Here is a 26,227-nt window from a genome sequence, read left to right as displayed (position 1 = left end):
CAGAAAAATATTGTGCGCGAGTTCCGCCGGGCGATCGCCGCACTGAAACGGAACCCATCGGTCGAGGCGCTTGAGGGTGAGGCTGGGGCATGGAGGATCCGGGATATTGTGGCGCAGGCGATCGCCGCAAGTGGGAGAGACCCCAGGGCGACGATGAGGGCGTTTGAGGGCGTGAAGGCCTGCTACGAACTGGAATGCACCCGGCGCCTCGCCCGCCTGGAGGACCGGTCGGTGCTCTCTCTACACCGGCGACGGACCCCCTATGCCGACCTCTACCAGGACCTGACCTCCATCGACGACCCCGACGATATCGAGGTGGTGCTCGACGCCCACGACCTGGCATGCTCGATGCCGGGTCTGGTGCTCTGGACCGGGGACGGGGCCCATATTGTGCGGAACCGGGAGCGGGTGCTGGACCTGACAGAATTGGTTGATGTGCGGTTCCTTGGGGACACAAACCATTGATTCCGATGACATTTAGCCCCGCGGCGTCTCCGTCGCCTTCATGATGAACGCGTAGTCCTCCTCCGGGATCGCTCGCATCGCCTGCCCCCTGATGTGTCCGGACCACTGCTTCTTGTTCTTGATGAACTTCAGATCAGGGATGAGAGGCTTGAACTCCATCGGTGGGTCGAAGACCTCGACGGTCTTCAGTCTGATCCTGAGGGGGAAGACCTCGGCCCCGAGTTTTTTTGGAGCGGTGAAGATCGGCCTTGCGTCCTCGTAGACGGCAGAGGTGATCGCAAAGCACCCGGGGAAGCGCCGGCGGGAGTGTGGTGTCCTTGTCGATCACCTCCTGCCCGACATAGACGAGGAGGGTGTCGCCGAGGTTGGGTCTTGCTGATCGTGTTGATGTATCTCTTCGGGACGCCCTAGATCTGCTTTTTTATCGTGATGTCTGAGTTCTCACGGTTGGAGATGGCGAGCCAGTGGGTCATATATTCGCAATGCGCCTCCTGTTCGGAAAAAAGTGTCGGGAGATGGACGAGGCACGAGAGAAGACAGACGCACCAATACCGGTGACTTCATGCCATGTCCTCTGAACAGTGCTTTTTCCTCAGAACAAACCTTCAGACGCGAGAGAACCTTAAGGAGGAACTGGCTCAATCTCTCATGCGGGATGAGTAATTGGGGAAGATTGGGGCAATTATCTCAAATTTTTCCCCCTTGAATCGAATAATAAGCGGCTATGAGTTGATATCTTCCATACGGGATCGGGGAACGATTGGGGATCGGATTGTAGAAGATTGTAGAAATGGTTCCACATATTCTACCCGGGATTGCACAACAGACGGATCTAAATTGATATTTGAACGCCCTGATTGGAGTATGATTGTAGGGTTCTGTAGAATTCCTCTAAAAAAATAGCAACTGAAATATCGGTCGTACAGGAACTCCAAGTATATTTGGAGAAAGTATCTTCTATCGCATGTCGCTTGAATCCTGTCGTACTCACTTAGTTTTAAGCACTAGGAATAAGTGGTCTTTTTCATAAGGTTCTAATTTCAATTCTTCTAATATCTTAAACTTAGCGCTTAGTTGTTTTTTAACATCCATGAATATTTGATTTACCGGCATAGTAGAATCGATGCTTCTCGCTTTTACAGCGATGTACATTAAGCCATTTTCATTCAGAAACTCAGCATTCTTGATTAGAATATCTACTTGATTTCTTTGAGCTACGTCTTGATATAAGAAATCACATTTTTGTATTCTATTCTGATATACATCGGGCCTATTAGCATCAGCCAATATTGGAGCAATATTCTTTCGCTCTTCTGATAGGAATACGAGTTCCCTTATCGGTTCTGGTGATATTTCTACAGTGAATATTACGCCCTTTGTTAATATATCACTTAAGTGGCTAATAGTTGTACCAGATGCTCCACCAAGATATAACATGGTGCTATCTGATTTTAGAGGTAAATTCTTCAATCCTTTCAGGATGGCCGCAGCTAGCTTGCTACGTGAAGGATTCCAAAGTCGATACTCTTTGTTGTTCTTCTTGACAAGTTTTTCACCATAAACTTGCTTGCCTGGAATAAGATTAGGTGTAGCTAGTTTGTTTTTAATGTAAAGAATATTGGGGGTCCTCAGGCGATGTTGGTCTAATTTCATCATTAGATACTCCCTTTTCTTTGTTTTTACTTTAAAGTCTTGCGTAGTCTTTTCTAGCAGCAATAGCTAGCTTATTTTTAATGTAAAGAATATTGGGGTGCCCTCAGGCGATGTCGTTAATTTCATCATTGGGCACCTTCTTTACTTTGTTTTTTTAAATCCTTGCGTAGTAAATCCTTGCGTAGTCTTTCCTAGCAGCAATAGCCAGCTTACAAGCTATTCGCCTAGCATTTTTTCCTTTTTCTTGAGGCTCAACAGACTTAACCGTTGCATGCTGAAAAAGGACACCGTATTTGGGGGGTTTAGCACCAGTTCTTATATGTCTGAATAAAGCTGTCTCAGCGCCTAACAATTGTATTCTACTCGCTGGCAAAAAAGCTAAATTACGCAATCCTCCTGCTCGCTCAACAAGTTCTGCGCAAATTCGATAACTAGCTATTTTAGCCATGTTTGGAGTCAGTTCAGCAACCAATTCTTGTATATATTTTTTTGTTTCAACTACAAATAACTCGTTTTTCTTCATCTTTCCAGAGATTAATAGCATCGATGCAAATTGCTCAATAAACTTAATGTCCTTCATGCGCAAATCTAACCCAAAACTTTGGCTAGAGATTTTCAATCGCTTAGCCAGAACTTCACGCTGAGCGCCTTTCTGTGCTAACATGAGCAACTGTTTAGGGCTTTGTATTTTATGCTCTGCTTCAGGAAAATATAACTTAAAGAATTCTATAAGTCGATTGTAGTAATTTGGAACATTATGATCCAAATCTCTGAGCAGACGCATAGCGATTTTCATAATTTCATCTCTAGCTAGTGCTACTTTGATATCTTGCTTAGTTTGATCTATGTTAGTCTGTACTAACTTATGCATATCAGCCACCTCGTAAGATCATCTATCAGAGATCTCAAGTGGTTTTACTTTTTGAATGGTCTCATTACGTGCCGAATTTGATCATTTGGAACGAATTCTGCAACAAATCTCCCATATAATAATAATAGCAAAAATAAGTGTATTGATACGTATGCCTATAATAAAAATATAGGTATAACTATATCAATAATACTTCCTCCGTCTGGAGGGGCATGAATTATTTATGTAATACTATTATATGTTTCCACATAATGGCATTATAAACTCTTCATGCAATAAAGATCTAATTTGTCTGCATATAAACATTGCTATGAGGTAACTGCATATGCTAAAACTTTATTGATTTTGGCAATTTCGGCTCTGTAGAATTCCTCAACAAACAGCAAGAAAAGATTTTTTCATTACCATCTTGAGGTTGTAGAGGATCAGTTTGATCTTGATCTCCTTGACCTGATACCAGTATCTGCGTGCCTTCAGGAACCTCTTTCTGGTCTTTCCTGTCCTCCACGAATAGAAATCCAAATGGGCCGCCCTCGAAGCCGTCGTCGGCACCCCGCACCGGATCGAGATCGTCGCCGCCGACATCGACCGCCACTTTGCACAACAACAGGAGACACTCGAGGGCAAGGCGATGATCGTCTGCATGAGCCGCCGGATCTGCGTCGAGATGTACAACGCCCTCATCCACCTCCACCCTGAATGGGACAGCGACGACGACACAACCGGTGCGATCAAGGTTGTCATGTCCGGCACCAAGTCGGAAAAACTGGAATGGCAGAAACACATCAGGACAAAACAGCAGATCAAAGTTCTGAGAAAACGGTTCAAAGACCCCGAAGATCCCTTTAAGGTCGTCATCGTCCGTGACATGTGGAACACTGGCTTCAACGCCCCCTGCCTCACCACCATGTACGTCGACAAGCCCATGCAGAGCCACGGCCTGATGCAGGCCATCGCCCGGGTCGACCGCGTCTTCAAAGACAAACCTGGCGGCCTTGTGGTCGATTATATCGGTATCGCACCCAGGATGAAGAAGGCCCTTGCCGAATTTACCAGCAAAGACCACAAAGGCCTCGATGTCCACCAACTCGAAGAAGCCGTCGCCATGATGATGGAGAAGTATCAGGTCTGCTGTGACCTGATGCACGGCTTCGACTGGTCGGGATGGAAGAGCGCGACCCGATGGGCCGACTCGCTCTGATCAACGGCGGCATGAACCATATCCTCAAACAACCAGACGGCAAGCAAGATTTCCTGGATACCGTCGCACAACTCTCAACGGCATACGCCCTTGCCGCCAACCATAAGGCCGCAGAGGAGATCAGTCCAGGTCATGCTCTTCGCCGACCGGCCGGAGGTGTGGAATCCGAGACAGTTGCCATCCCTCTCACACCTGAGGATTTCGTGTCCCGCATGCCTCGATTTCGCTCAATTTTCTCCTTGCAGAACCACTGTTTCTGGCCCACTACATCGAGAAGGTCGGTACCGGCACTCCCGTATGATCGATCTCCGCAAGCGGGCAAGGGGGCTCCCTTCCCCGGTGTTCCAGCAGCAGGAGGGCGGGCAATTTGTCTCGGTGCTGTTGAGACAGGATCAGGATGGGACCAGGGTGGACTATCAGGAGATTGTCAAGATCCTGTGTGTGTGCATGATCGAAAGAAACATCATGGGTGATCTCCTGACGGTTGTCGGCAGCATCATGACAGGAGAAACGGGATCTCCCCTTCTTCTCCGAAGATGTCGCCGCCCGATCCAGGTCAAACAAAAGAGAGGTGGGGAAAATCAGTTCTTGTCCCGGTTGAGACAGACGATGAAGGCCATTGCATTGTCCCCGTCCTGGAGGTGCCGGAGTTCGATCTCATCGGGTCCGATGAATGTACCGAATGTGTAGCCGTCATCGTGTTCAACAATGGAGATCTCCCCGGCACTGGAGATGACACCAGACAGGTTCTCGGAATATTCGAGTCCATCCCAACGTGTATACACCTTCGAGCCGGTAAAGGCCGGCCCTTTTTGTGCCGTGATGGTGTAGGATGTATTGCTTTCGCGGAAACCCGCGGCTGTGGTGTACCCGGTCGTTGTTCCGGTCCAGACCCCGACAATGTCGGGGGTGGAAGGCGATGTGACTTCCGGGGAGGGGGTTGCCACATCGGTGACGGGCGTGATGGTTCCGGACTGCGCCTGCAGGCAACCGGCGGTCAAGAGGAACAGGCCGATAACGGCCGCAACAAGGAGGGAAAACGACGATCTTTTCATTTTGAGAGATGGATTTTTTCTGTTAATAAATACCGATCATTCGATGCTGGTTTCCGAGACACGTAATGACGATATCAGGAAACGGATCATGATAGGCCATCCGATGGGGATGATATGCCATATCATCCCTATTCCCGATAGGGCCCCGGCACGCACCGGGGGGAAAGGAGGGCGCCCGACGACCCGACCCTCCCGTCGTTCACCTGGCGGCCAAGGAAGATGCTCGTTTGATCGAGATCGTACCCGAATCGTTATTGATTATACATCCGGGCCCTCCATCCATCGCGAAAGGCTACCCATCCGCTTGAAAGCCTCCAGCATGGGAAGTCCGATCCCGGAACGACGAGCATTGCAGAAAAACCTCCATCGATCCCGCAGCCTCGGCCCGCTCTTTCCTTCAGGTGAGAGAAGATAATCGAGCGTTTCCCGCTCTTTTTTCATCCAGGCAAACCGGCCCAGCACCGATCTGGTATAGTCCTCTGGGTTCGGCCAGGAATCTGCCAGAAGTCTTGCACATTCCAGAGAATAAACAATTCCTTCTCCCGTGAACGGCGATACGGTCCCTATCGATTCGCCGACACCAATGATCACCTGGGGCGAACCGTCGCTCCGCGTCTTTCTGACAGAGAAGGGCGTCGAGTAGTACGGAGAAGCGACCCGGACGAGACCATGACAACCGCATTGCCGGGTGAATGAAAACTGCCCGGACGCATCCCGATAAAACCGTTCCAGAAGGGTATCGTGCTGGAGGAGGCCGATACCGCCAATGCCGACATGATAGTGATCGTGGCCGAGCGGAAAGATCCACAGGTACCCGAGTCCTGGTATCCGGTTCCCGTACACCCCCGCTCCAAGGCGCTCGCTCCCTCTGGATTCCACGATTACCCGGTGCTGCAGCGTCGGGAGCGTCAGGTCGGACCTGCAGTGAGGAAGGAGAACCCGGCCGATCCCGGTCGCATCCACCACAATATCATAGTCCTCTGCCTTCTCCGGCACCAGGTCCTGCCGCTTCAATCTGGCATATTTCGTGAGATCCTGGAGAAGCCGGGGTTTATGTACGGTGCAAAGGGGCGTCGTGGCCACAAGGCCGTCAAAATCCATGGAGGACATGGGTTCGATGAGGTAGTCGTCCAGGTCGAGGCCGACATCGGCGAGGTACAGTCCGATACCCGTCGGCGCACCCCACCCGCACGAACGGCATGTACAGCGGGTGGCATGTTCCCGGCCATCATAGACATCAGGCGAGATCCCTCTCTGTTCGAGAAGCCCGGCCAGATACCCGCCGGCGATGCCGGCACCTGCAATCGCAATGTTCATACAATCTTCCCGGATGTCAGTACGATCACGGTGATCGCCACGGCATGGACCATCGATGCTCCCACCTGCTGCAGCATTACCGTGTTGGCTTTCGACTCGAAATCAGGATAGACGGAGTACAACGCGCGGGTGCACAGTTGATCGATTCGTGCCCCGCAAACCGTGTTCATCGCAGCGATAACGGCCGTTGTGAGGATAAGAAGATATGCGAACTTCGTACTGCCGAGAATGGAAACAAGAGGATAGAACATCAGGACAGACACGAGCAGGGTAACGATGCCGTACACCGTGGCGTGTGGGATCTCCGGATACACGACGGAAGATGTCTTTTTCCCCCCCAGCCGGTCGGAGCGGACGTCGCGACGCATCATCGATACCGCGAAACAGGTCACCGTCAGGCCGTGCAGGAGCGACAGGATGAAGGCCAGGAGAGAGAATATGCCGATCGCGGCATAGACGATCGTCACCGTCACGCCGACCACCAGCCAGGGAAAAATGTACCATTCGGTATAGGGCCGGTACGCCAGCGCGATGCGGGGATGATTATAGCCATAATCGAAAAAAAATCCCATGATAAACAGGAGTGGGATCAAAATCCGCTGCATCGTCAGGTATGCGGCGAGGACCACCACCAGGACCGTGATAATCGCGGACATCTTCCTGTAATCGCCGACAGTAGCCCACCCATAGACGAGGGGCCGGTCACGTTTCGTTTCCCTGCTCTTTTCACGCCGGTCGACCTCGAGATCCATGATATCATTCCAGATGTGGGCATCGATGTGGACGAGGAGAACTGCGAGAACCGCGAGAACAAATAAGCGCCAGTCAGCGCCCGAAAAACCGACTTCCCAGAGTGCCACTGCAAACCCGATGAGAATTGCACACCCGGTAAAAGGAATGAGCCCCTCGATCCGCAGGATGTGCCGGAATGTGCGAAAGTCGAAGCCATCTCCTGTAGCAGGAGGCGTCACAGTTTTTTTGTCATCAAAATGAAAATATGGCTTCATACTCTCTGGATCGTATCATGAAACGGATATCGCCGCACACATTTCCATACCAACGATCTGTCCTCGCTCTGTTAATCTGGCGGATATTCACTCCTTCGTACTTTTCACCTCGAACGCCTTCAGTGGTCCGGGCGGCATTAATATTTTCGCTGTCGATACTCTCGATGATGTCAGGATCCTCCCGAAACAACCAGCGCCGTGATCGAACCCGACACCCCGTATGAATACGAGAGGCGCTTTCCTCAATGCGGTACCCCTGATCGAAACAAACCGGGATTCATCGTCTGTGAGGATTTCACGCGAGATTCCAGATTCCTGAAATCCCCGTTCGAGAATCAGGATGGTGTACTGAGTCGTTGGTCGACCTGATACCCATAGCACGGAATGAAACACGAAGTATTGGCCATGAATGTGATGAGCCATCTGTCGTGGCCGTTCAGAGCAATCATCCCGGATGCCGGATCGGAGAGTGTGCTCGCATCGACAGATATGTTCGATGTCAAATGATTTCAGGACACTATACGGCCGTCTTCAAATGATACGTCTTTTTAAACTCGTCGTAATCAGCATCATGCTCACATTATAATAGTAATATTTTTATCATCAAAAATGATCACTAATTCAATAATAGAGGAAGCGAGATTCAAATCGATCGATCTCTGTCTTCTTCGGTAGAAGGTGAAACCATCACGGCATCCCTCTCCGTCCTCTACATCGACGACGATCCGGATCTCCTCGAGATAGGCAAGATCTTCCTTGAGCGGAGCGGGGAGTTTACCGTCACCACCTGCGAATGCCCGCTGGAGGCGAGCAAGATCATCTCCGGGAAACACGTTGACGCCATCATCTCCGACTACCTGATGTCCGGGATGGACGGAATCCGGTTCCTCCAGCACCTCAGGCAGCATGGCACCATGACACCTTTCATCATGTTCACCGGGAAAGGGTGCGAAGATGTTGCCATCGATGCATTGAACAGCGGCGCCGACTTCTACATCAGGAAAGAAGGGAGCCCAGAGCAACAGTTTGCCGAGATCGGTAATACTATCAAGCGTGCTGTCGCCGGAAGACGAGCAGAAGAGGCGTTCAAAAAGAACGAAGAGTTATATCAGTGGCTATCCGTGAATGCACCACCCGAGATCGTTGAGAACCTCAACGAGGTCTTCTACGTCCTGGATAAAAACGCCACCGTTACCTATGTCTCCCCGAATATCAAGTCTATCGGCGGTTATCCCGCTTCCGCGGTGATCGGGAGGTCTTATGTCGACCTCGTCCACCCCGCCGACAGGACAGGACGGCTTCTGCAGTTCGGTTCAAGCCTCGCCGGAAGTAACGAAGCGACCGAATATCGCTTTCTCAAAGCGGACGGTGGTGCGGTCTGGGTGAAGACGGCTGCCCGTCCGATACTCAGGGAAGGTCGTTTAATCGGCATTCAGGGCATTCTTACGGATATCACCAGCCTTAAAACGATGGAAGAAGCGTTGCGGGAGAGCGAGGAGCAGTACCGTGACCTTGCAGAGAATGCGCCGATCGGTATCCTCACCTGCGACATCGAAGGATGCATCACCTACATCAACCAGCGTGGTCTGGATCTCCTCGGGGCGCCCGGAGAGGAGGAGGCTCCCCCCGCCAACCTCCTGACATTTCCCCCTCTGGTCCAGAACGGATTCTCAGGGCTGCTTCGAAAAGCCATGGAGTCGGGGATCTCCATCCCTCCCCTCGATGGAGAATATTGCAGCAGTTGGGGAAAAAAAGCCCACTACAGGATACATATCTCGCCGATTGCCAATCAGGAAACCGTCACCGGTGCCCGGATCATCCTGGACAATATATCAGAGCAGAAAAGATCCGAGATCGCCCTCAATAACGCAAACAAGAAACTCCAGCTCCTCTCAGAGATCACCCGCCACGATATCCTGAACCAGATCATGGTGGTCCAGGGATTCCTGCAGTTTGTAGAGAAGATGAGTGTCGATGCTGTTCAGGCGGGGTACCTCGGGAAAGTGAAGTGTGCGGCGGCGGCCATCAGGCGCCAGATCGAGTTCACCCGCGAGTATGAACGACTGGGCGTGAAAGAACCTGCCTGGCTCTCCCTGGGCGGCCTGATCGGAAAGATCGTCGATGCGCCGATCCCCATCAGGTGCGACCGTCCCGGCGTCTCGATCTATGCCGATCCGATGGTCGAGCGGGTCTTTTCGAACCTGATGGACAACACCGTCCGCCATGCCGAAGGAGCAACCGCCGTGCATGTCTGGTGTTCGAAGACCGAATCTGGCCTCCTGATCCTCTGGGAAGACGATGGTCCGGGTGTCCCGGAGGACCAGAAAGAGCGGATCTTCGAGCGCGGCTGTGGGACGAACAGCGGTTTTGGCCTCTTCCTTGCACGAGAGATCCTCGAGATCACCGGGATCGGTATCACCGAGGCGGGTCGGCCCGGCAAAGGGGCGAGGTTCGAGATCCTGGTGCCTGAAGGCGGGTACAGGTTCATATGAGTCCTGAAACCGGGTCACGCGTTTCTGTTTCCAACCGTTCGCCTCTCCCGATTGGGGTTAACGCCCCCGGCCGCATCCCGGACGATAACCCGGCTGACAAAGCGCGGACTGATAAAAAAAGTTCGCGGCCTGCGAAATGAGACAGAGGTCACTCTCGAACTCACCGGAAAAGGGCAGACCGCATGCCCGGCCCGCAGCCTGTTCATGAGCCATTCAGTATAGAAAGCCGGGATGCCTGTCGCCCGACTCGCCGAGATGATCGCGGGCGTTCGTGTGTTCATGCCGTCGCGAAAAAAGATGTGAGCCTGATCTCAAAAATACGTCCCCCCCTTCTCAAACGCCTCCCTGCGCTCACGCGCCATCTGGTACAACTGCGCCTCCACCTCCTGGTCGCCAAGAACATATCCCCTCCAGGCATCGGTATTCGGATCCTCGGGCACGACGATGATCCCCCTCTGCTCCGCCACCCGGTCCAGGATCAGCGCCGCCGCCTTCTCGACAGGATAGGCGTCGTCAGGGATCCGCAGGTCGCCGTGGGCTTTGCCGTCGATGCTCTTGTTGAAGATCGCGGTCGCGATATTGGCAGGACAGATGGTCGAGAAGTGAATCCCCTTCTCTGCAAACTCGTATTTCAGGCACTCGGTCATGCCGGTCACCCCGTATTTCGTGAGAGAATAGAGCGCCTGGAACGGGGGCGGGATGATGCCTGCAATCGAACTGGTGTTCACGATATGGCCCGAGCCCTGCCCGAGCATGATCGGCATCGCAAAATGGACTCCATAGATGACGCTCCAGATATTGGTATCGATGATCGTCTTCCAGTCCTCCAGGCTCGCCTGCTCGAATGGGATGGTGCCCCCCACCCCCGCGTTGTTGAAGAGGAAGTCCAATCTGCCGGCCTCTGCCGCCGTCTTCTCGATGCCCTGCTGCACCTGCTCCTGCTCCGTCACGTCCATGACGAGCGTGTGGACGCGGTCCCCATACGTCGAGAGTTGCGCCGCGGCCCTGGCGATTTTTTCTGGATTCCGGCCGGCCAGATAGACGACCGATCCCCTCTTCAGGAGTTCCTCGGCCACCGCATACCCGATCCCCGAATTCGCGCCGGTGACAAGACTGATCTTCCCATTATAATACTCATCCATATGTTCCACCTCTCATTCGATGACCCTCGCACCCATCGCACGAAGGACGGCCGTCCCTTCTGCCAGCACCGCCTGCGTCACCCTTTTGACCGGGAGCGCGGCAAGACTGTTGATGATGTAATACTGGGCAGGGTTCTGCATCGGGGTCAGTTCGGTCCACTGGAGGGTGCCCAGCCCTGCCTGTGCTGATTCCACCTCCATGCCCTGTGGGTAGAGGACAAACTGGCTCAATTCCGCACCGGGCGCTCCCACCTTCGGGATATACCGCCACCCCAGGGTGTTCATCGACGCAAACTGGGTCTTTACCGCCTCCAGGTCTCCCCCGGTGACCGCTCCCGTGGCCTCGAAGTCCATGGTGAGGAAGGTGTTCCCCTCGTAACTGACTGTCGTGGCATAATGCGGCCTGACGATGTGCAGGTCCTCGATCTCTGCATAAATCTTTGGAATACCAGTCTGCTCCCGTCCCCCGAGGATCGGAGCGGTCTTGTTCTCCCAGACCACCAGGGTGTACGCACCATCCACCTGGTCCTTCTCCCCATGGAACCTGACCGGCGCCGCCACATTGATGAGGTTGTACTGCCCGCCCTGCATCCAGTTGATCTCGGTGAATTTGCTGAAGTTGACCTGCACTTCAGGCGCCAACAATTCAAATCCTTCAGGGATGTAGTGTTCAAGACTCTCTCTCTCGGTCTCATAACTGAGCGCCAGAGAGGTCGATCGCTGCGTGACGACCGTCTCGGGATCAAAGAGGGATCCTCCGAAATGGACCGGCATCAAATACGTGTAGTCGCGACGCGGTTGGAACATAGATATTCCTCTCTGGCACATATTATCCGTCTATATATATAGTGTTGGATTTCACTCTGGCTTCCAGGTTTTAGAGAGCAGGGAATACGGTAAACGCAAACCAGAGATCAGATGCCCTGTGATCTCGCCGACTGGTAGAGGTGATGGTAATTTCGGTCCTGTAGAAACCCTCGCAATGTTTCCAGGTACAGGAGCGATACAGCGGCTTCCTCCCTCCCTTTTCTGCCGTCCGGCCTTGACCTCAGGGAAGAAGATTGGGCCGGAAAGACCTATTCAAACTCCCTGAAGAGGGATTGCCGTCCACGACCAATCGTGGCGCAGGGGTTCGGGGGGCGGCACACCCCCCGCCAGAGAGAGAGCCAGAGGATTTTTACAAAGCCAGAAATGCAGAACATTTTCCTGACCGCCAGATCTGGAATCTCTCAATAGACCCCATGCAGAAGAATATAGGGGGAAGTCGATGCATGGTCAACCATCCCCCATCTCTCTCTTCTGCAAGAGTGAGGCCTGAAAAATTCGCAATGACCCTAGCGTACGCCTGAACCCCGGTTTTATCCCTGATTCTCCTGCCCTGTTGCAGGAGATGAGATGTGATCCCTTTTCCCCCGACAAAAAATAGAAATCCTTAAATATGCGTCGACGAATATTCCTGTGCGTTATCTGATCAGCCTCATCTCATCATCCTTTATCGAATACATCCATGGAGGAATGGACTTCTGGCACCTGAAGGTCAGCAGCATGAAAACCCCTCTTTGACAGGAAAAGTGGCGTCCGACCTCTCCCTCGAAGTGGTGATCATCCTGATCTTTGGCATATTCATGCTCCTCTTCGGGCTGCTCCTCTTCTGGATCCATACTGGAGCACTCCCCTATGCGCCCGACAGCACCTACGGGCTCTTCCTCGTCATCATCTCCTTTCAGGTCGTCACCATGGGCAAGACCCCCTTCGGTGACCTCCGCCGGTCATGGGCGGTCATCATCCTCGGGATCTGCACGGCGGTCGTCGGGATGGTCGCCTGTTTTATTCCAGGCACCCTGAGCACGCTCGTCCGCGTCCTTGTCGGAATAATGCTCTCGGTGGGGGGAATCACGCTTCTTCTCCAGTTGTTCGTCCCAGAAGAGAGGGGGAGAAGGTGGATGAAGATCTCTGGAATATTGCGCCACCTCACCGTCGCCTGCACCCTCGTCTATCTCATCTCGGTCATCCTTGGGCTTGTCACCCTCTTCCCTGGCCTCACCACCGATCCAGAGACCGCGGTGCTCCTCATCCTCTATGGGTCCAGTTTTTTCTATCTCTCGTGGAGCCTTCAGACCGTTCATCGTGAGTACTCCCCTGAAGGGACAGAGAATCCAGGATGACTCCCATGACGCAAGAGAACCCGGTGCACCGCTCAAGACTGTTCAGGGACGTCTCCCTCCCGCTCACCATCGCTATACTCATCCTGGTCGGGACGCTCCTGGTCCTCCTCGGGCTCCTGCTCTTCCCGGTAAACCTCGGGGTGATCCCCTTCTCCCCTGACGGCCAGCTCGGTCTGCTGATGGTCATCATGGCCATCCAGATGATGGCCCTCGGGGAGACGCCGATGGGCCAGTATACGCGTTCGTGGTTCCTGATGATCGTAGGGGTCGTATTTGCCGCGATGGGAGTGGTCTCATGTATTGTGCCGGGGGTGCTGACCGGGGTGATCCAGGTCCTCCTCGGGCTCCTGAATATCCTTGGCGGAGGGGTCCTCCTTACAAAGCGGTTTTTGTCGCTGAAGGACGGCGCCGGAACCCCTGTCCCCGGCCCGCTCCCCCCGACCATCAAAAATCTCCTGGTCACCCAGACAGTCTTGAACTTCGTGGCCATCGCCTTCGGGATCACCATGCTGATACCGGGTCTTGTTTCAGGGATGGTCATCGCAGGGATCGTCGTGGTCAACGGCCTCCTCCTCTTTGTGCTGGGTGGCATCATCACAAAGATCCCGTAGAAAGGGGTCTGTAGAACTCCTCCTCAATTGTTAGTACGAACATGACTCCTCCGCCTCTTCTGGTCGTCCCAGCCGGTACAGATAAGGGAAGGCGTTCGATGCGCGCATTCTCCCTGCAAAAGATAGGGGAGGAAGACACCTCCCTCGTAAAGAGTATTAGATGGACTTTCCAGGCCTGATCTTCCTCGTCTTTATTCTCTCCGATCTTCCATCATCTCGATGATCGACTCAAACGCTTCATAGGCATCAGACGCGCGCTCGCCGTAGTGTTCTTCCTTGGAGATCATCTCCAGCAACGTCCTGAGGGCCCGTGGGTCCCCGATCTCGCCGAGGGCGCCGATTGCGGAGAGGCGACATATATCCTCGTAGTGCCTGGTGTCGCAGGCGACCCTGCAGAGTGGGGCCACCGCGCCGGTCGACCCCCGACGCCCCAGGGCGTCGGCCGCCCATGCCGCAACCTCCTGCTCGTCTCTGTTCTCCAGCGCCTCGATCAGGACCGCCTCTGAATACTGGTCATGGAAATACTCCAGCGTCTGGACCGCCATCGCCCTGATGACCAGGCCATATTCCCCGGCGACGATCTCGTGGAGTGTCCCGACGATCTCCTCCCCCATCCCGGCCACCGCCTGAAATGCCTCCTCATAGAGTTCTTGGGAGTTGAGGAAGTGGTCCGTAAACACCTCGGACTCCTGCTCGATCTCGTCGAGGGTCTCGAAGAGCGGTGTCACCGCCGATGCATCGCCGATCGTTCCCACCGCCGTGATTGCCTCCCGGCAGAAGGTGAGGTACTCTTCACTCTCTTCCCAGTTTCGAAGGGCCTCAAGGATCTGGGGCACGGCCCTGGAATCCCCGAGCGCCCCAAGCCCCCGCACTCCAAGGACCTGCATGTCGGGGTCAGGGGAGGCAAGTGCCTCGATGAGCACCCCGAACACCTCATCGTCACCCTCAACGGGTTCTTCCCCCCATTCCTCCTCGTCTTCGTCGAGCACAAGCATCTCAAGCGCATCGGCGGCGCACTCTGCAGTCATAGAATACGGGGCATCATCCTGGTCGGCGAGCACCACCACCAGGGGAGCGAGCGCCCTCTGGTCCCCGATCCGCCCGAGTGCGACCGCCGCAGAACTCCGAGTGTCGTCGGTATAGCGCTCCCTGTCGGCCATGACCCTGCAAATGGGTTCGAATGCGTCCCTGCACCCATGGACCCCCAGCACATAGATCGCCTCAGAGACAAGATATTCGTCTACCTCTCTGTCCTGGACCAGATCAAGAAGAACCCGGTCGGCGTCCAGGGTATCGACCTCCATGAGGAGGCTAATCATCATTTTTTTGACGCCGACGGAATATGGCCCGTACATGATCTCTTTGAGGGGTTCGACGTCATACACATAGAGTTCTGCCATCGATTCAATAGCAGACCTGTCGTCTTCGGTGAGGTTCCAGACAATGGGGTGAAGGTCGTCGAACTCGGCATCAAGGAGAGAGACTAACGGTTTGAGAGCGGTCCTGTCACCAAAGGAAGCAAGGGCTTCGATGACGTCGCTGATATACTGACAGACGTCTTCCACATCTGCGCCGTCCAGGCCCCTGACCGATTCGATGATGGGTCCAAGTGCCCTCGCATCCCTCTGTCTGGCAAGTCCCGCCACCGCGATGGAGCGCACCCTGAGCAATGGCGTTGAGAGGGCGTCGATCAGGGGAGGGACACGATCGAGTTCGGGTTTTTCAGACATATTTGATCTCCTTTACGGGTATGGCCGTTAGAATGTGAGATGGGAGGTCGGCGTGATAAGGGTTGTGTTCTGGCACGAGCGAGGGGGAGGATGAGATCTCAGGGTTTGCCTCTCTGAAAAATTTTAGGTGAACCCCGTACCTCTTGCAGGGGGAGGACACGCCACCTGCCTTCAGACCCCTTCCGATTTTTCTGGAGAGGATTGTGCAGGGGAAGTGGGGGCGACTGAGACCTATCAGGAGGATCATTAGAGATTTGAAAATTGGGCTTTGTAGAAATCCTCAGGTTTGCTATCTCTGTGGGGATCTGGCCGCCCCCCTCAGTCCCCCGCGACGAAGCAAGAGGAGGGAAGATGATCGAGCCAGGGGCAAAGATCAAAAGCATGAGAAAAGACGCGAGGAGTATGACCCATACAATTTTCCTATTTTTTCGGCAGCCATTCTCTCCCTCCTATGGGGGTGAGTGTCGTGCTGACCTGGTCTCCCCCTCCCAAAAATACCCCCATACCCTCATTTGATCCAGGGTATGTGGGCCGGATCGGGATCTCGATAGGACGGGGCCTGATTAAGGGGTCATCCCAAACCTCTCCGACCTTCCTCGCAGAAGAAATTATGGCTGAAAGATCGGCTCTGTAGAACCCCTCACCTCTTGTGTAGGGGAGACGTGTGTCACCCGCCTTCCTACCCCTTTGTCCGGGGGCGAGTGCCGCCCGCACCCCAGGGACCACGATAGGATGACCATAAAGAGAGTGCTGCCGTCCCCGACCTATCATGGAGCGGGGTGTTTGGGGGACGGCACGCCCCCAGGTGGAGGACAGGGTTTAGACCGAGGGGCAGGACCAGGATCTTTTTTTTGCACCGTCCGGCGAAAGCACATTCTCAACTCTTTTTTACCTTTGCACGGACCATTTCATACCCCTGCATGTGGAACGGACAGACCCGTATGCACACCCCGCACCCATGGTACTCCTCGAAATAGGGATGGCATTTCTTCGCGTCAATAAAGGGGCGGCGCCCCTCTGGACCTGGTTCGTATCCCAGGTTGATCGCTCCCCCAGGGCAATGTTTGGCGCATTCCCCGCATGTCCTGCAGAAATCACGGATCCATAGATGCGGGTTCTCGGAAGAGGTCGGCAGGTTCGTGATGCTCGTATAGACCGCCGCAATCCTCTGGCACGGGCCGTTCTCAGGGGAGATCAGAAGCCCGTGCCTCCCGCGAAGACCGATGGTTGCGTTCTCCGCGAGATCTGGGAACGACACCTTCCCGCCCAGCGCCGGATCTGCCTGGGCCCCGAACCCGTGTGCCCGTAGATGACCGGCAACCTGGTTCACGATCTCTCCAAGCATTGCATAAGAAGCAAAGGACGTCTCAGAACTATCAAAACCAGGTGCAGTATTGATCTTTTCTCTGTCCATCGGCGCGGTCAGCACGATGGCGTTTTTGTAGAGGATCCCTTTCTGGGTAAAGATCTCATCTTCAGAGACCGTGGCATACCCGATCGCAGAGGCCCCCATCTCGGTCGCTGTGAGTTCGAGGTCGTGAAGAAAATCGTCACTGGCGATCGTCTTTGGGTTTTCAGGATTCTGTTCCAGTGAGATGACGCTCTGTTTCTGGGCCTTCTGGACCCGTCTGATGTGGGGCAGAATTTTTATGACAAACAAAACTTTCTCTTTCACACTCGAGGGGAGAGAGATCGGTCTGTCTGGATCTCGAAACTCGTCTCTTTGTGGGGACCCGGGGCCAGAGAGGATCACCCCATCATATTCGAGGATTTTACTCTCGTCTTCTTCGAGTTCGGCAAAAAAATCCCGGATCATTCTCCCCTTCATCCCTTTCTTCAATCTATTCCCTCCTGAACTCACCTGCACATTCAGGGATGAAATAGCATTCGATCTTGCATCGTGTGATCAGAGGGACTGTCTGTTCTCTCAGGGAGGGGGACTGCGGGTCGCCATCCCATCCTCTCTTTCCAGATCACAAATACGGCCATATCGCCCTTTGATCAGGGATCGAACTCCCAGATCCAGGGGCAGATCGGGTGTATTTTGTGGTCTCAACAAAACGGCGCCCCCTCGTGAAATGGGGGAATATTCATGGACTCTTCGGGGTTCTTTCAGACCCCATATGATTGAAGAGGGTGTTTCCACCCTCGGGTCCAGGGAACGTCCGTCTATGGCCTGATGAAATTGGCGGAGATCGCTGCGATTTTTATAGGAGGTCATCTTGTGGGTGGGATATCCTCCCCTCTTTGTCGCACACCCATGCATCAATCGCCTTCCCATAGTCTCTCACCGGGGGTGCTGCCCCTGGAACCCGACGGGCCATGATGAGGGGAGAAGGCACAATCGATGGACCAGGAGAGAGAGGTGACGTCCACGACCTATCGTGTTGAGAGGGGTTCGGAGGGCTATGATCAGGCCTTAGGGAGTTTAGGGATATGGCATCCTCCCCATGGAAGAGGGGCATCCCTCATTCAGTATAATACGCGATCAACCCCTCCATATCAGGCCGGTGCGTCTCGTAGTTCCTCTTCACCGTTTTCTCCACCGCGTTGGCATAGCAGTAGCGGCAGAGGTGAGGACAGGTGGAATAGGCCCCGATGTCTTTGCTCTTGATACACCCGCACTCTTTCCGCTGCCCCTTGTCCTTCAGGCGTTTTCGTCTCCCGGGATCTTCGACACTGTTCCCAAAAAGATCGCGCTGAGGGGCTGGGCCGAGAAATGCCATCAGTTCTCTGTCCTCAGGGAAGAGACGGCGGAGGAGGCGGTCGTCGATGCACCGGTTCTTCTCGACCCCATAGGCGGAGAGATTTTTTCTCTCTGCACAGGTGGCGAGGGCGAGGCCCCAGTCCTGGTTTATCTCAGCGATGGATTCGGCAAAGTAGTTCATCTCGTCAGGGCTGAACTCACGATACCCTTCACCGAGTCGCCGCCTGACCGAACGGTATGTCTCGATGTCGGCGAAGCTGAAGACCAGGCGTTCGGTCGAGGAATGCACCTGGTCTCCTACCCTGCGCACCCGCTCCAGAAGGTGCTCGACGGTAAGATCGTCGGAGAGAAGGAGAGGGTCGAAGCGCCAGATCACCCGCGCCTTCCCCACCCGCTCGGCAAGTGTCCTGAACGTCTGGATGCGTTCGTCCAGGGGGGGCAGGCCTGGTTCGAGCCCCTCCTCTTCATAGTCGTTGAGGGTGTACTGGAAGTAGTAGTGATACCCCATCTCATCGATCTCGTCGAGGTGGGGCATGAGCGGGGCGGGGTTCTTGGTCCAGAAGACAAACGCACGCGTCTGTGCAAAAGAAACTTTCTGGGAGAAATTTCTGTTGAACGGATTGGTCCAGATCGCATACCCTGCCCGGATCCGGTTCATGAGCCATTCGCTGTAGAATGCCGGGAGATCGGTCGCCCGACTTGCTGAAATGATCACTGGAGTGATGGTCTTCATTGTCATCGAAAGGGGTGTGTGTCGATAATCTGTTACATCATTGGGATACAAAAAAATTCTACATGAACCAAGAAGCACATCTCAAGCATACCAGGAGGTCATCCCAACACTCTCCTACTCTCCTCCCTCTTAGAAGAGAGCACTGGATGTGGTGGAGAAATCTTCCCTCTCTTCGTTGCCCAACCATGCCTTCATGCCTTCCCACATCACCGCACCTGGGGCGAGTGCCGCCTAGGCCCCCGGCATGGCGATGGGGGGAAGGCGAGCAATGATCGTGAAGATGGGATGCCATCCTCCGCCAATCTTCATCGGCGGGAGGTGAGGGGGACGTGCCTCTCGAAAATCACAAATCTTCTCAAATTCTCTCTCGCTCACACTCCCGTCACATGATAGAATAAAGGACGGTTGCCCCTTCTTCATGTCTGTCCATCGTGTCTTTCCGGTTCTATCTTTGTCCTGGAAATCTGAAGACAGAGCCCGTCGCACGGTTGATGCAGGAAGACGGGCTCTGTAGATATCTTCTGAGTGGAAATCTCTGGCAGGGGGGCATCTCGAAAATCAGAGATCTTCTCAAGTTCGCTCCGCTCACACCCCGCCACACGATTAAGAGGAAGGAAAGCAGTTGCCTCTTCATGGTCGTCTATTCTGCCTTCCTGGCCTCATCGTGGCCCGGGGGTGCGGGCGGCACTCACCCCCGGCAAGAGACTATGGGACGGCGGGTGACACACATTTACCCCCACAATACATCGGGAAGGGTTTCTACAGAGCCGAAAGGCGAGATGATCAGAGGTGCGACGCCTCTCGCCTCTCATCGGAGAATTATTTCTATAATCTCACGGGGGGTGAGATTCCTGATCCCTTCATGAACGTTCCAACCGCGTATGCGTGAGTCTGGAGTTCATCTCTTATCCTGCAGGGCCAGGGCCAGAGTCCAATGGGTCTGACTGGTATTTCTGTGAATCTATCCCCGATCAAAAAATATCGGATTTATATTAGTATATTTTAGAAATAAATTTATTATTTAGCCCACAAAGGGAATCAGGAGTTTTATAGAGGATCAATATGGAAAATACATCGGGATCAGTCAAAAATCTAAACTGGTTACATATTGTGCAATACCACAGGGAGATCATTGAGAAGAGTGCAGACGATTTTTTCTCGATCAATACGCACAACAGCGAAAGATACGCTCTCTTGATGAATTTTCAGCCCGAAACTTTCTCAGGCCCCTGGGAGGTCCCTTTTGACGATACCCTGAGATCCTTTCTGAATGAACAGCAGCCAGAAGAACACACCCGCCACCTCATGCTCGGCTGTCTCTGCTGGGTCAACAACAAAAAAGTCAATAATTCCTGGGTACTCTATTTAAATCCACTAATCTGTCTCGACGTCAGCGTCGAGGAGGGGCCGGAAGGCTCCCTCTATATCACCCCCGACGCCCAGAAATGGGAATTTTCCCCGCGGCTTGAGCCGGTATTGAGAAATAAATTGTCATATCGTCCTGAAAAAGGGTTGCACGAGTACCTCCCTGATTTTATTGAAAAGGCAGAGGAGACGTACGCCCGGAACGGCAAAAGTCTCTGCACCTCCCTGTATGCCGAGATAATCACTGAAATTCCTGTCCTAAAAGAAATCCTGGATACAAGCAAGACGCAATGGATCCTCTTTGCCCCGCCCGACTCGTACAGTTACTCAAAACACCTCCTCGACGATTATAACGAGATCGAGAGGAGGTTGCGTGACGACCCAAACGACATAGGAGGACTGAGACTCCTTGGTGGGTCTGCATCTGGCATTCCTGAAGAGAAAGAGACAGTGCTCCCTGTCGTCCCATTGAACAATGAGCAGCAGATGGCAGTGTCCACGATTTTGTCTGGAAATCCCGTGAGCGTCATCAGCGGCCCTCCAGGATGCGGGAAAAGTCAGGTGGTTGTTTCACTGCTGGTCAACAGTTGGGCGCGAGGTACGTCTGTACTCTTTGCAAGCAATAACAACAAAGCGGTGGAAGTCATCCATGACCGGATCAACCGCATCGAATCCAGCAGACCTCTTCTTCCTGTCACTCTCAAAGCCGGGAATAAAAGCACCAACACGATATGCAACGGTCTCAGGAGGATTAAAGACGCAATCAAAGTTTATAATCCATATAACCAGGAAAATTTACGGAGTCTCATAGAGAAGCAAAAGTCGCTGGAAAGAGAGAAAGACCGATATAAGGACTATATCAGAACCGGCGTCCCGCAACAGATTGAAGAATCACTCTTCTCTGCATTTGACGCCTATGCCAAAGTAGCCGAGATGAGACATGAACTCGACGGCGCCTCTGCCTCATACCGGTCGTCGCTGAATGAGATCGGATACCAGATCCCGCCAGAAGAGTTCGAGGAGGCCGTTGCCGGTCTGGAGAGGTGGCTGGGCGAAATTCCGAGTTACCAGCAAGAGATCAAGAATAACACAAAGAAACGTGAGCACTACCAGAGGGAGATCGAAGAGATAGACCTCGATCTCAAAGAGGTCCTCAAAAAACTCGGGCTGGAGCCAGACATGAAGAACTGGCCGACCCTCAATACACACCGTGACGAACCCGAGGACCTGCTGAAATGGTACGGAAATTATAAATCCTATCTCTCCAGGCCTCTTGAAAAGACCATTGCCTCTCATCAGATGAAAGAGGAGTACAGGGTATGGTCTGGGAAAGAGGAGGCAGAAAAGTGGGCGGGAAGCGCAACATCCCTGATGGACGAGATCAATCTCTCCTGCCACAGAGAGACCGAGACCATCGAGACGCTCCAGGAGATACAGGACAAATACCGGCGTGCAAAAGAGAGCGTGAATAATCTTGGTATCTCAGAGGATGCCCAGATCGATCCAGACCCTCTTGAAAAATGGATGGCAGGATACAAGGAATATGCCATGCTCCCCAGGGGTTTCTTCCCGAATCCCTTCTCCAGGAGGAGCAGACTCAACAGGAGACTGAGAGATCTCGAAACGCAGATCTTCCAGCAGTACCCGGTATCAGTCCAGCGCGAGATAGGGACGCCGGACGACCAGTCACGCGCCACACTGTCTGAGATCATAGAAGATACCCTGAAGTGGCTTGCCGCCAGGAAACAGTATGAAGACTCGGCGGCGGAATCTGCACGGGTCAGGTCACTCTTTTCACGTCTCTGCCTCGACCTGAAAGGACTGAAATTCTTCGATTCCCCTGAGAGCAGCACAGATATTCCCGCATGGAGAAAGATCGCCGACGAGATCGCCGGAAAGATCGACCTTACAGAGAGAGCCGCGGCGGCATGGGAGGCCTATGGAAAGGCAGAGAAAGAGATCGGTACCTTGAAAGCAGTTGCGTCGGATTTTGAGACCATCGCCCCCGGCAACCCCATTAAGAAGGCATGGGTCTCGGGGACTGGAAAAGCATTCACCGACTCGGTCAGGGCGCTGACCTCTCACCCGGACAATGCAACCCTCGCGGCGGCACGAGAGGCGCTCTATACAAATGATATTGAATCGTTCGTCGACACATGGCGCACCCTCTTCTCACGTCTTGACACCTACCAGGCACTCCAGCAGACGCGGGATGCCGTCCCGGCAGAGGCAGACACCCTCGGCCGTTGGTGGGGTAAAGAACCCTACAATCCGGTCGAATACCCCGACCACACCGTCTTCCCAGAGGACGATTCCTATCTGCTCCATCTAGACCAATGCCACAGATGGCTTGAAGAATGGAAGCACTACTCTGAAACCGTCCTCCCCCCTCAAAAAGCCAGATTGAACGAAGAACTCGAATGGGCGAGGGACGAAATCAAAAGTGCCTGCCAGAAGGTCCCTGACGAGAAGGCGCAAAAAGAGTTACTCGCAGAGATCCTTCCTGTCATCACCGCAAACGACACCAACTGGCCCATACAGGAATGGCGTACACTCTTTGAACCTTTCAGGTCGTCAGAGATCAATATCAGGATCACGCGGATCGATCAGAAACAAGAGGTATTGTCTTTTGAAATTGCCAGTGAAAAGAGGATCGCAGAGATCAGGAGTATATCAAGCGGCAAAAAAGATCTGGACCAACTGCTGCGCAGCTATGAGAATCACAAGTTTGAAAGTTTCTCGCTCCCTGCCTATCAGGCAGACCTTTTTATGGACTGTCTCCCTGTCGCCCCGATCTGGATCACGACATCTCTCTCAACCCAGTCGATCCCCCTGCAGCCTGGAATCTTTGACATCGTCGTCGTCGACGAGGCAAGTCAGTGTGATATCTCGTCTGTTCTCCCCCTCATCTACCGTGCCAAACACCTTGCGGTGATCGGAGATCCAAAACAGCTCCCCGCAATTCCCAGGATCAGTTCGCCAGAGATGGACCAGAGGATTGCGACACATCACGGCGTCGAGAATATGCCTGACATGTTCAGGCACATAAGCAATGACCTCTACCGCCTCGCCGAAGAGTCCCTGCCTGACGGGTGCCAGGTGATCGACCTGCTCGAACATTACCGGTCCCACCCGCTCATCGTGGGGTTCATCAACCTCGTGATATACAATAAAAAACTCGCAATCATGAGAGCGATCGAGTGTTCAAAGGAGGATCTCGGGGACAACGGCATATTTGGGATAGATATCAGGGGCTACTGTGTCAAGTCCGGGAGCTGGAAAAATGATAAGGAGGCAAAACGTGTCGCCGAACTTGTCGATACCCTGGTACATTCCCAGAAATCTGATCCGAGGTCCATCGGGATTGTGACTCCTTTCCGTGCACAGAAAGAGTTAATCCAGACCGAACTTGCCAGACTCAAGATCGAGGACGTGACTGTCGGGACGGCCCATACATTCCAGGGCGACGAACGCAGGGTCATCGTCTTCAGTCCTGTGATCTCCAGGAACATGGCGCCTGGAGCGGTCAACTTCGTCCAGAACCCCGTGAACCTCATCAACGTCGCGCTCTCCCGGGCAAAGGACGCATTGTATGTGGTGACCGACTACGAGTTCTGCAAAAAATCTGGGGGCATCATGGCCGATCTCGTACGCTATATCGAGACGGTGGACATGCTCAGAAAATCCGCAAATGCCCAGGGCTATGAAAAGTTGTACCTCTTCAGCCTGATGCTTGTCGAGGGCTGGAAACCTGAGGTCGACCTACATATCGGCGGGGTCGGTGTCGACTTTGCCCTGAATGAAGGAGGGGTTGCCCTGGCGGTGAACATCGTGTACAAGTCCGAGATTTCGATGGAAGAGAAGGCGCTCCGCCACGAGAAACTGAAAAAACACGGATATGACGTGATGGAGATCAGGGCACGAAAGATCTCAGATACGCCAAGAGAAGTGATCTCTGACATTAAAACGAAGATCGAACTCTGAATGTCGTAATAATCCCTTCATCATAATTTTTCGGATGACCATGACGCAAAAGAGAATCTCCGGCCTGACTGCAGAAGAGTGGTTTGAGCGCGGCTATGATATGCCGGTCCCTGAGGTACAGAGAGAATGCTATGAAAACGCCCTTGCCCTGGCCCCGGACAATCCTGGGCTGTGGGAGGCCATGGGGCTTGCATGGTCTGAAGTCGAAGAGTTTGAGGAGGCCTTTGCATGCCTGGACAAGGTCTCGGGTCCGCTCTCCACTCACCCCGACCATCTTTGCAACCTTGGCTACGCCTATTTCAGACTGAAAAAATATGACGATGCGCTTGACTGCTATAAGAGGGTGATACGGCAGGAGAAGCAGCACCGGCGCGCATGGGAGTTGTCAGGGGAACTGCTCTTCGAGAGGGGGAGAGAATATGATGCTTCTCGCTGCTTTCGAAAAGCGAAAAAATTCCCAGAACCAGAGAATGATTTTCTCGGGGAATTGTATGCCGTGGTCATCAAAGGATTCGAACATGCTCGTCATCGGCCCGCTGTCCTTTCAGACGACTCCCTGGGCAATGAAGAAGATTTCAAGATCTTTTTCGGGGAAGCGGGGACCTACTGGGGCGAGCACGAGCAGATGAAAGAGATCGTCTCCCTTCTCTCCTCGGCCCTGCATGACGGGGTGCTTGAGCCCCCCCTGTACCTGTTCTTCAATGTCAGGGTCGCAAACGGGGAGATCGACTGCCTGGTCCTGATGAAGCATGGACCTGTGATCCTTGAACTGAAAAATTATCTGGGCGAGATCACGGGTTCGGAGAATGGGGACTGGACTGTACATACCAGGACAGGCACCACAGTGAGGGTCACGTCCAATGTCTTCAGGCAGTGCAATAAACACAGGTTCGACTTTTATACGAAATATGTACAGATCGCCAGGGAGCATTTCCCCGCCATCATCGAACATACCGGGCGAGGATGCTATTCCAACCTGATCCGGATCCAGTCGTGGGGATATTTCAGGCAGGGGAGCCGGTATGATCTGAACCAGATTGCCGGCGAGAAGGTCAGGGCATGGTTTGCGGTCATCACCGCCGACGACCTGGTCGAGCGCCTGAAATATGTCAATGCCGGCTACACGTTGCTCAAGGCGGATATGGAGGCGATGGCGAGAGCACTGAGCCTGACAGAACTGTCTCCTGAGGAGTATGGGTGGTGTGGCATCAGAAAGGAGAAAGCCCTGTCTGATTCTGCCGGTCGTGGGGTGGGTATTCCCTCTGAGGTGGCGGTGCCTGGCGGGGTCCAGGACTCATGTCTAGGGTATGAGACAGCATCGACGACGAAGGGAACTGACCTGCTCAGGTCCAGGGACTCGGCCTATTATTGTACCAATCTCATCATTGCATGTCTCGAACTACATGACCTCAAGAAGGCATACAAATATTCTGGAGACCTCATCAGGTATTCTCCTGAGGAGGTCAGGCAGGACGTCATCGACCTCCACACGCAGTTGGGATGCAGACTGGAAGGGGGACTCTCTGAGGTCCCAGAGGAGTTGGCGGCAAAGGCCGATCTCATCCTGCATATGATCGCCGGATCTTGAATCATAGGAGGATTTTTTTCTGCGGTCCAGTAGAGCCACAGGATAGGTTCTGTAGAACCCTTCACCTATTGCGGGGAGCATGTGTGTTACCCCTCTTCCCATAGTCTCTTGCTAGGAGCGCGGCTCCCACGGGCTCCCAGG

General features: G+C 53.6%; 19 protein-coding genes and 1 pseudogene. 7 read left to right on the top strand and 13 right to left on the bottom strand.

Going from position 1 to position 26,227, the window contains the following annotated elements; genetic code table 11:
• Window positions 1–12: 12 nt before the first annotated feature.
• On the top strand, window positions 13–465 hold the full coding sequence (locus J2129_RS04260) for a hypothetical protein (protein WP_209629686.1): 453 nt from the start codon (window positions 13–15) through the stop codon (window positions 463–465).
• A 12-nt stretch (window positions 466–477) separates the two neighbouring features.
• On the opposite strand, the gene J2129_RS13030 is transcribed toward J2129_RS04260, so the two are convergent.
• From J2129_RS13030 to J2129_RS13025, 4 genes and pseudogenes are all read right to left on the bottom strand, one after another.
• The gene (locus tag J2129_RS13030) at window positions 478–708 is read right to left on the bottom strand and encodes an EVE domain-containing protein (RefSeq protein WP_348632334.1); all 231 of its coding nucleotides are present in this window, start codon (window positions 706–708) and stop codon (window positions 478–480) included.
• A 744-nt stretch (window positions 709–1,452) separates the two neighbouring features.
• The gene (locus tag J2129_RS04250) at window positions 1,453–2,121 is read right to left on the bottom strand and encodes a fibrillarin-like rRNA/tRNA 2'-O-methyltransferase (RefSeq protein WP_209629685.1); all 669 of its coding nucleotides are present in this window, start codon (window positions 2,119–2,121) and stop codon (window positions 1,453–1,455) included.
• A gap of 151 nt (window positions 2,122–2,272) precedes the next feature.
• On the bottom strand, window positions 2,273–2,989 hold the full coding sequence (locus tag J2129_RS04245) for a hypothetical protein (protein ID WP_209629684.1): 717 nt from the start codon (window positions 2,987–2,989) through the stop codon (window positions 2,273–2,275).
• 372 nt (window positions 2,990–3,361) lie between these two features.
• A pseudogene (locus J2129_RS13025) lies at window positions 3,362–3,478 on the bottom strand (IS5/IS1182 family transposase); the annotation flags it as partial.
• 154 nt (window positions 3,479–3,632) lie between these two features.
• Here J2129_RS13025 and J2129_RS04235 point away from each other — a divergent pair.
• Complete coding sequence (locus tag J2129_RS04235; RefSeq protein ID WP_209629683.1) at window positions 3,633–4,190, top strand: hypothetical protein; 558 nt, start codon at window positions 3,633–3,635, stop codon at window positions 4,188–4,190.
• Between the two features lie 581 nt (window positions 4,191–4,771).
• Here J2129_RS04235 and J2129_RS04225 read toward each other — a convergent pair.
• The 3 genes from J2129_RS04225 to J2129_RS04215 form a co-directional block, all read right to left on the bottom strand.
• Window positions 4,772–5,245 (bottom strand): hypothetical protein, encoded by a 474-nt coding sequence (locus tag J2129_RS04225; RefSeq protein ID WP_209629681.1) that lies wholly within the window; start codon window positions 5,243–5,245, stop codon window positions 4,772–4,774.
• Window positions 5,246–5,503: 258 nt separating this feature from the next.
• Window positions 5,504–6,562 (bottom strand): hypothetical protein, encoded by a 1,059-nt coding sequence (locus J2129_RS04220; RefSeq protein ID WP_209629680.1) that lies wholly within the window; start codon window positions 6,560–6,562, stop codon window positions 5,504–5,506.
• Window positions 6,559–7,569 carry a prenyltransferase gene (locus J2129_RS04215; RefSeq protein WP_209629679.1) on the bottom strand — a complete coding sequence of 337 codons (1,011 nt, stop codon included), beginning with the start codon at window positions 7,567–7,569 and terminating at the stop codon, window positions 6,559–6,561. Before J2129_RS04215 ends, J2129_RS04220 begins: the two co-directional genes overlap by 4 nt.
• A 641-nt stretch (window positions 7,570–8,210) precedes the next feature.
• On the opposite strand from J2129_RS04215, the gene J2129_RS04205 reads away from it, so the two are divergent.
• Entirely contained in the window at window positions 8,211–10,061 is a 1,851-nt protein-coding gene (locus J2129_RS04205; protein WP_348632333.1) for a PAS domain S-box protein, read from the top strand.
• Between the two features lie 311 nt (window positions 10,062–10,372).
• Here J2129_RS04205 and J2129_RS04195 read toward each other — a convergent pair whose 3' ends face one another.
• Complete coding sequence (locus J2129_RS04195) at window positions 10,373–11,203, bottom strand: SDR family oxidoreductase (protein ID WP_209629675.1); 831 nt, start codon at window positions 11,201–11,203, stop codon at window positions 10,373–10,375.
• A 12-nt stretch (window positions 11,204–11,215) separates the two neighbouring features.
• Window positions 11,216–12,010, bottom strand: coding sequence for an acetoacetate decarboxylase family protein (locus J2129_RS04190; protein ID WP_209629674.1), 795 nt, complete (start codon window positions 12,008–12,010; stop codon window positions 11,216–11,218).
• A gap of 752 nt (window positions 12,011–12,762) precedes the next feature.
• Between J2129_RS04190 and J2129_RS13020 the strand changes: the two genes are divergently transcribed.
• Together J2129_RS13020 and J2129_RS13015 are read left to right on the top strand one after the other, a co-directional pair.
• The gene (locus tag J2129_RS13020) at window positions 12,763–13,368 is read left to right on the top strand and encodes a DUF308 domain-containing protein (protein ID WP_245320609.1); all 606 of its coding nucleotides are present in this window, start codon (window positions 12,763–12,765) and stop codon (window positions 13,366–13,368) included.
• 5 nt (window positions 13,369–13,373) lie between these two features.
• On the top strand, window positions 13,374–13,979 hold the full coding sequence (locus tag J2129_RS13015; protein WP_245320607.1) for a hypothetical protein: 606 nt from the start codon (window positions 13,374–13,376) through the stop codon (window positions 13,977–13,979).
• A gap of 191 nt (window positions 13,980–14,170) precedes the next feature.
• On the opposite strand, the gene J2129_RS04180 is transcribed toward J2129_RS13015, so the two are convergent.
• The 4 genes from J2129_RS04180 to J2129_RS04165 all read right to left on the bottom strand — a co-directional run bounded on the left by J2129_RS04180 (window position 14,171) and on the right by J2129_RS04165 (window position 19,155).
• Window positions 14,171–15,709 carry a HEAT repeat domain-containing protein gene (locus tag J2129_RS04180; protein WP_209629673.1) on the bottom strand — a complete coding sequence of 513 codons (1,539 nt, stop codon included), beginning with the start codon at window positions 15,707–15,709 and terminating at the stop codon, window positions 14,171–14,173.
• Window positions 15,702–15,956, bottom strand: coding sequence for a hypothetical protein (locus J2129_RS04175; RefSeq protein WP_209629672.1), 255 nt, complete (start codon window positions 15,954–15,956; stop codon window positions 15,702–15,704). Before J2129_RS04175 ends, J2129_RS04180 begins: the two co-directional genes overlap by 8 nt.
• A 630-nt stretch (window positions 15,957–16,586) precedes the next feature.
• A complete protein-coding gene (locus tag J2129_RS04170; protein WP_209629671.1) occupies window positions 16,587–17,525 on the bottom strand; it encodes a 4Fe-4S dicluster domain-containing protein in 939 nt (312 codons plus the stop codon).
• A gap of 652 nt (window positions 17,526–18,177) precedes the next feature.
• Window positions 18,178–19,155 carry a DUF1848 domain-containing protein gene (locus J2129_RS04165; protein ID WP_209629670.1) on the bottom strand — a complete coding sequence of 326 codons (978 nt, stop codon included), beginning with the start codon at window positions 19,153–19,155 and terminating at the stop codon, window positions 18,178–18,180.
• Window positions 19,156–20,454: 1,299 nt separating this feature from the next.
• On the opposite strand from J2129_RS04165, the gene J2129_RS04160 reads away from it, so the two are divergent.
• Entirely contained in the window at window positions 20,455–24,498 is a 4,044-nt protein-coding gene (locus tag J2129_RS04160) for an ATP-binding protein (RefSeq protein WP_209629669.1), read from the top strand.
• Window positions 24,499–24,538: 40 nt separating this feature from the next.
• Window positions 24,539–26,086 carry an NERD domain-containing protein gene (locus J2129_RS04155; RefSeq protein ID WP_209629668.1) on the top strand — a complete coding sequence of 516 codons (1,548 nt, stop codon included), beginning with the start codon at window positions 24,539–24,541 and terminating at the stop codon, window positions 26,084–26,086.
• Window positions 26,087–26,227: the final 141 nt, after the last annotated feature.

This window comes from Methanofollis sp. W23 (assembly GCF_017875325.1).
Taxonomy (GTDB): domain Archaea; phylum Halobacteriota; class Methanomicrobia; order Methanomicrobiales; family Methanofollaceae; genus Methanofollis.
Note: the sequence above shows the minus strand (reverse complement) of the source record. Positions and strands in the feature narration are given on the sequence as shown.

Coding starts and splice junctions, on each gene's coding strand:
- J2129_RS04245 (WP_209629684.1), bottom strand. CDS start 2,989: ATGCATAAGTTAGTACAGACTAACATAGATCAAACTAAGCAAGATATC.
- J2129_RS04170 (WP_209629671.1), bottom strand. CDS start 17,525: ATGATCCGGGATTTTTTTGCCGAACTCGAAGAAGACGAGAGTAAAATC.
- J2129_RS13015 (WP_245320607.1), top strand. CDS start 13,374: ATGACGCAAGAGAACCCGGTGCACCGCTCAAGACTGTTCAGGGACGTC.
- J2129_RS04195 (WP_209629675.1), bottom strand. CDS start 11,203: ATGGATGAGTATTATAATGGGAAGATCAGTCTTGTCACCGGCGCGAAT.
- J2129_RS04215 (WP_209629679.1), bottom strand. CDS start 7,569: ATGAAGCCATATTTTCATTTTGATGACAAAAAAACTGTGACGCCTCCT.
- J2129_RS04235 (WP_209629683.1), top strand. CDS start 3,633: ATGAGCCGCCGGATCTGCGTCGAGATGTACAACGCCCTCATCCACCTC.
- J2129_RS04220 (WP_209629680.1), bottom strand. CDS start 6,562: ATGAACATTGCGATTGCAGGTGCCGGCATCGCCGGCGGGTATCTGGCC.
- J2129_RS04165 (WP_209629670.1), bottom strand. CDS start 19,155: ATGACAATGAAGACCATCACTCCAGTGATCATTTCAGCAAGTCGGGCG.
- J2129_RS04190 (WP_209629674.1), bottom strand. CDS start 12,010: ATGTTCCAACCGCGTCGCGACTACACGTATTTGATGCCGGTCCATTTC.
- J2129_RS04225 (WP_209629681.1), bottom strand. CDS start 5,245: ATGAAAAGATCGTCGTTTTCCCTCCTTGTTGCGGCCGTTATCGGCCTG.
- J2129_RS04155 (WP_209629668.1), top strand. CDS start 24,539: ATGACGCAAAAGAGAATCTCCGGCCTGACTGCAGAAGAGTGGTTTGAG.
- J2129_RS04175 (WP_209629672.1), bottom strand. CDS start 15,956: ATGATCCTCCTGATAGGTCTCAGTCGCCCCCACTTCCCCTGCACAATC.
- J2129_RS04250 (WP_209629685.1), bottom strand. CDS start 2,121: ATGATGAAATTAGACCAACATCGCCTGAGGACCCCCAATATTCTTTAC.
- J2129_RS04180 (WP_209629673.1), bottom strand. CDS start 15,709: ATGTCTGAAAAACCCGAACTCGATCGTGTCCCTCCCCTGATCGACGCC.
- J2129_RS04160 (WP_209629669.1), top strand. CDS start 20,455: ATGCTCGGCTGTCTCTGCTGGGTCAACAACAAAAAAGTCAATAATTCC.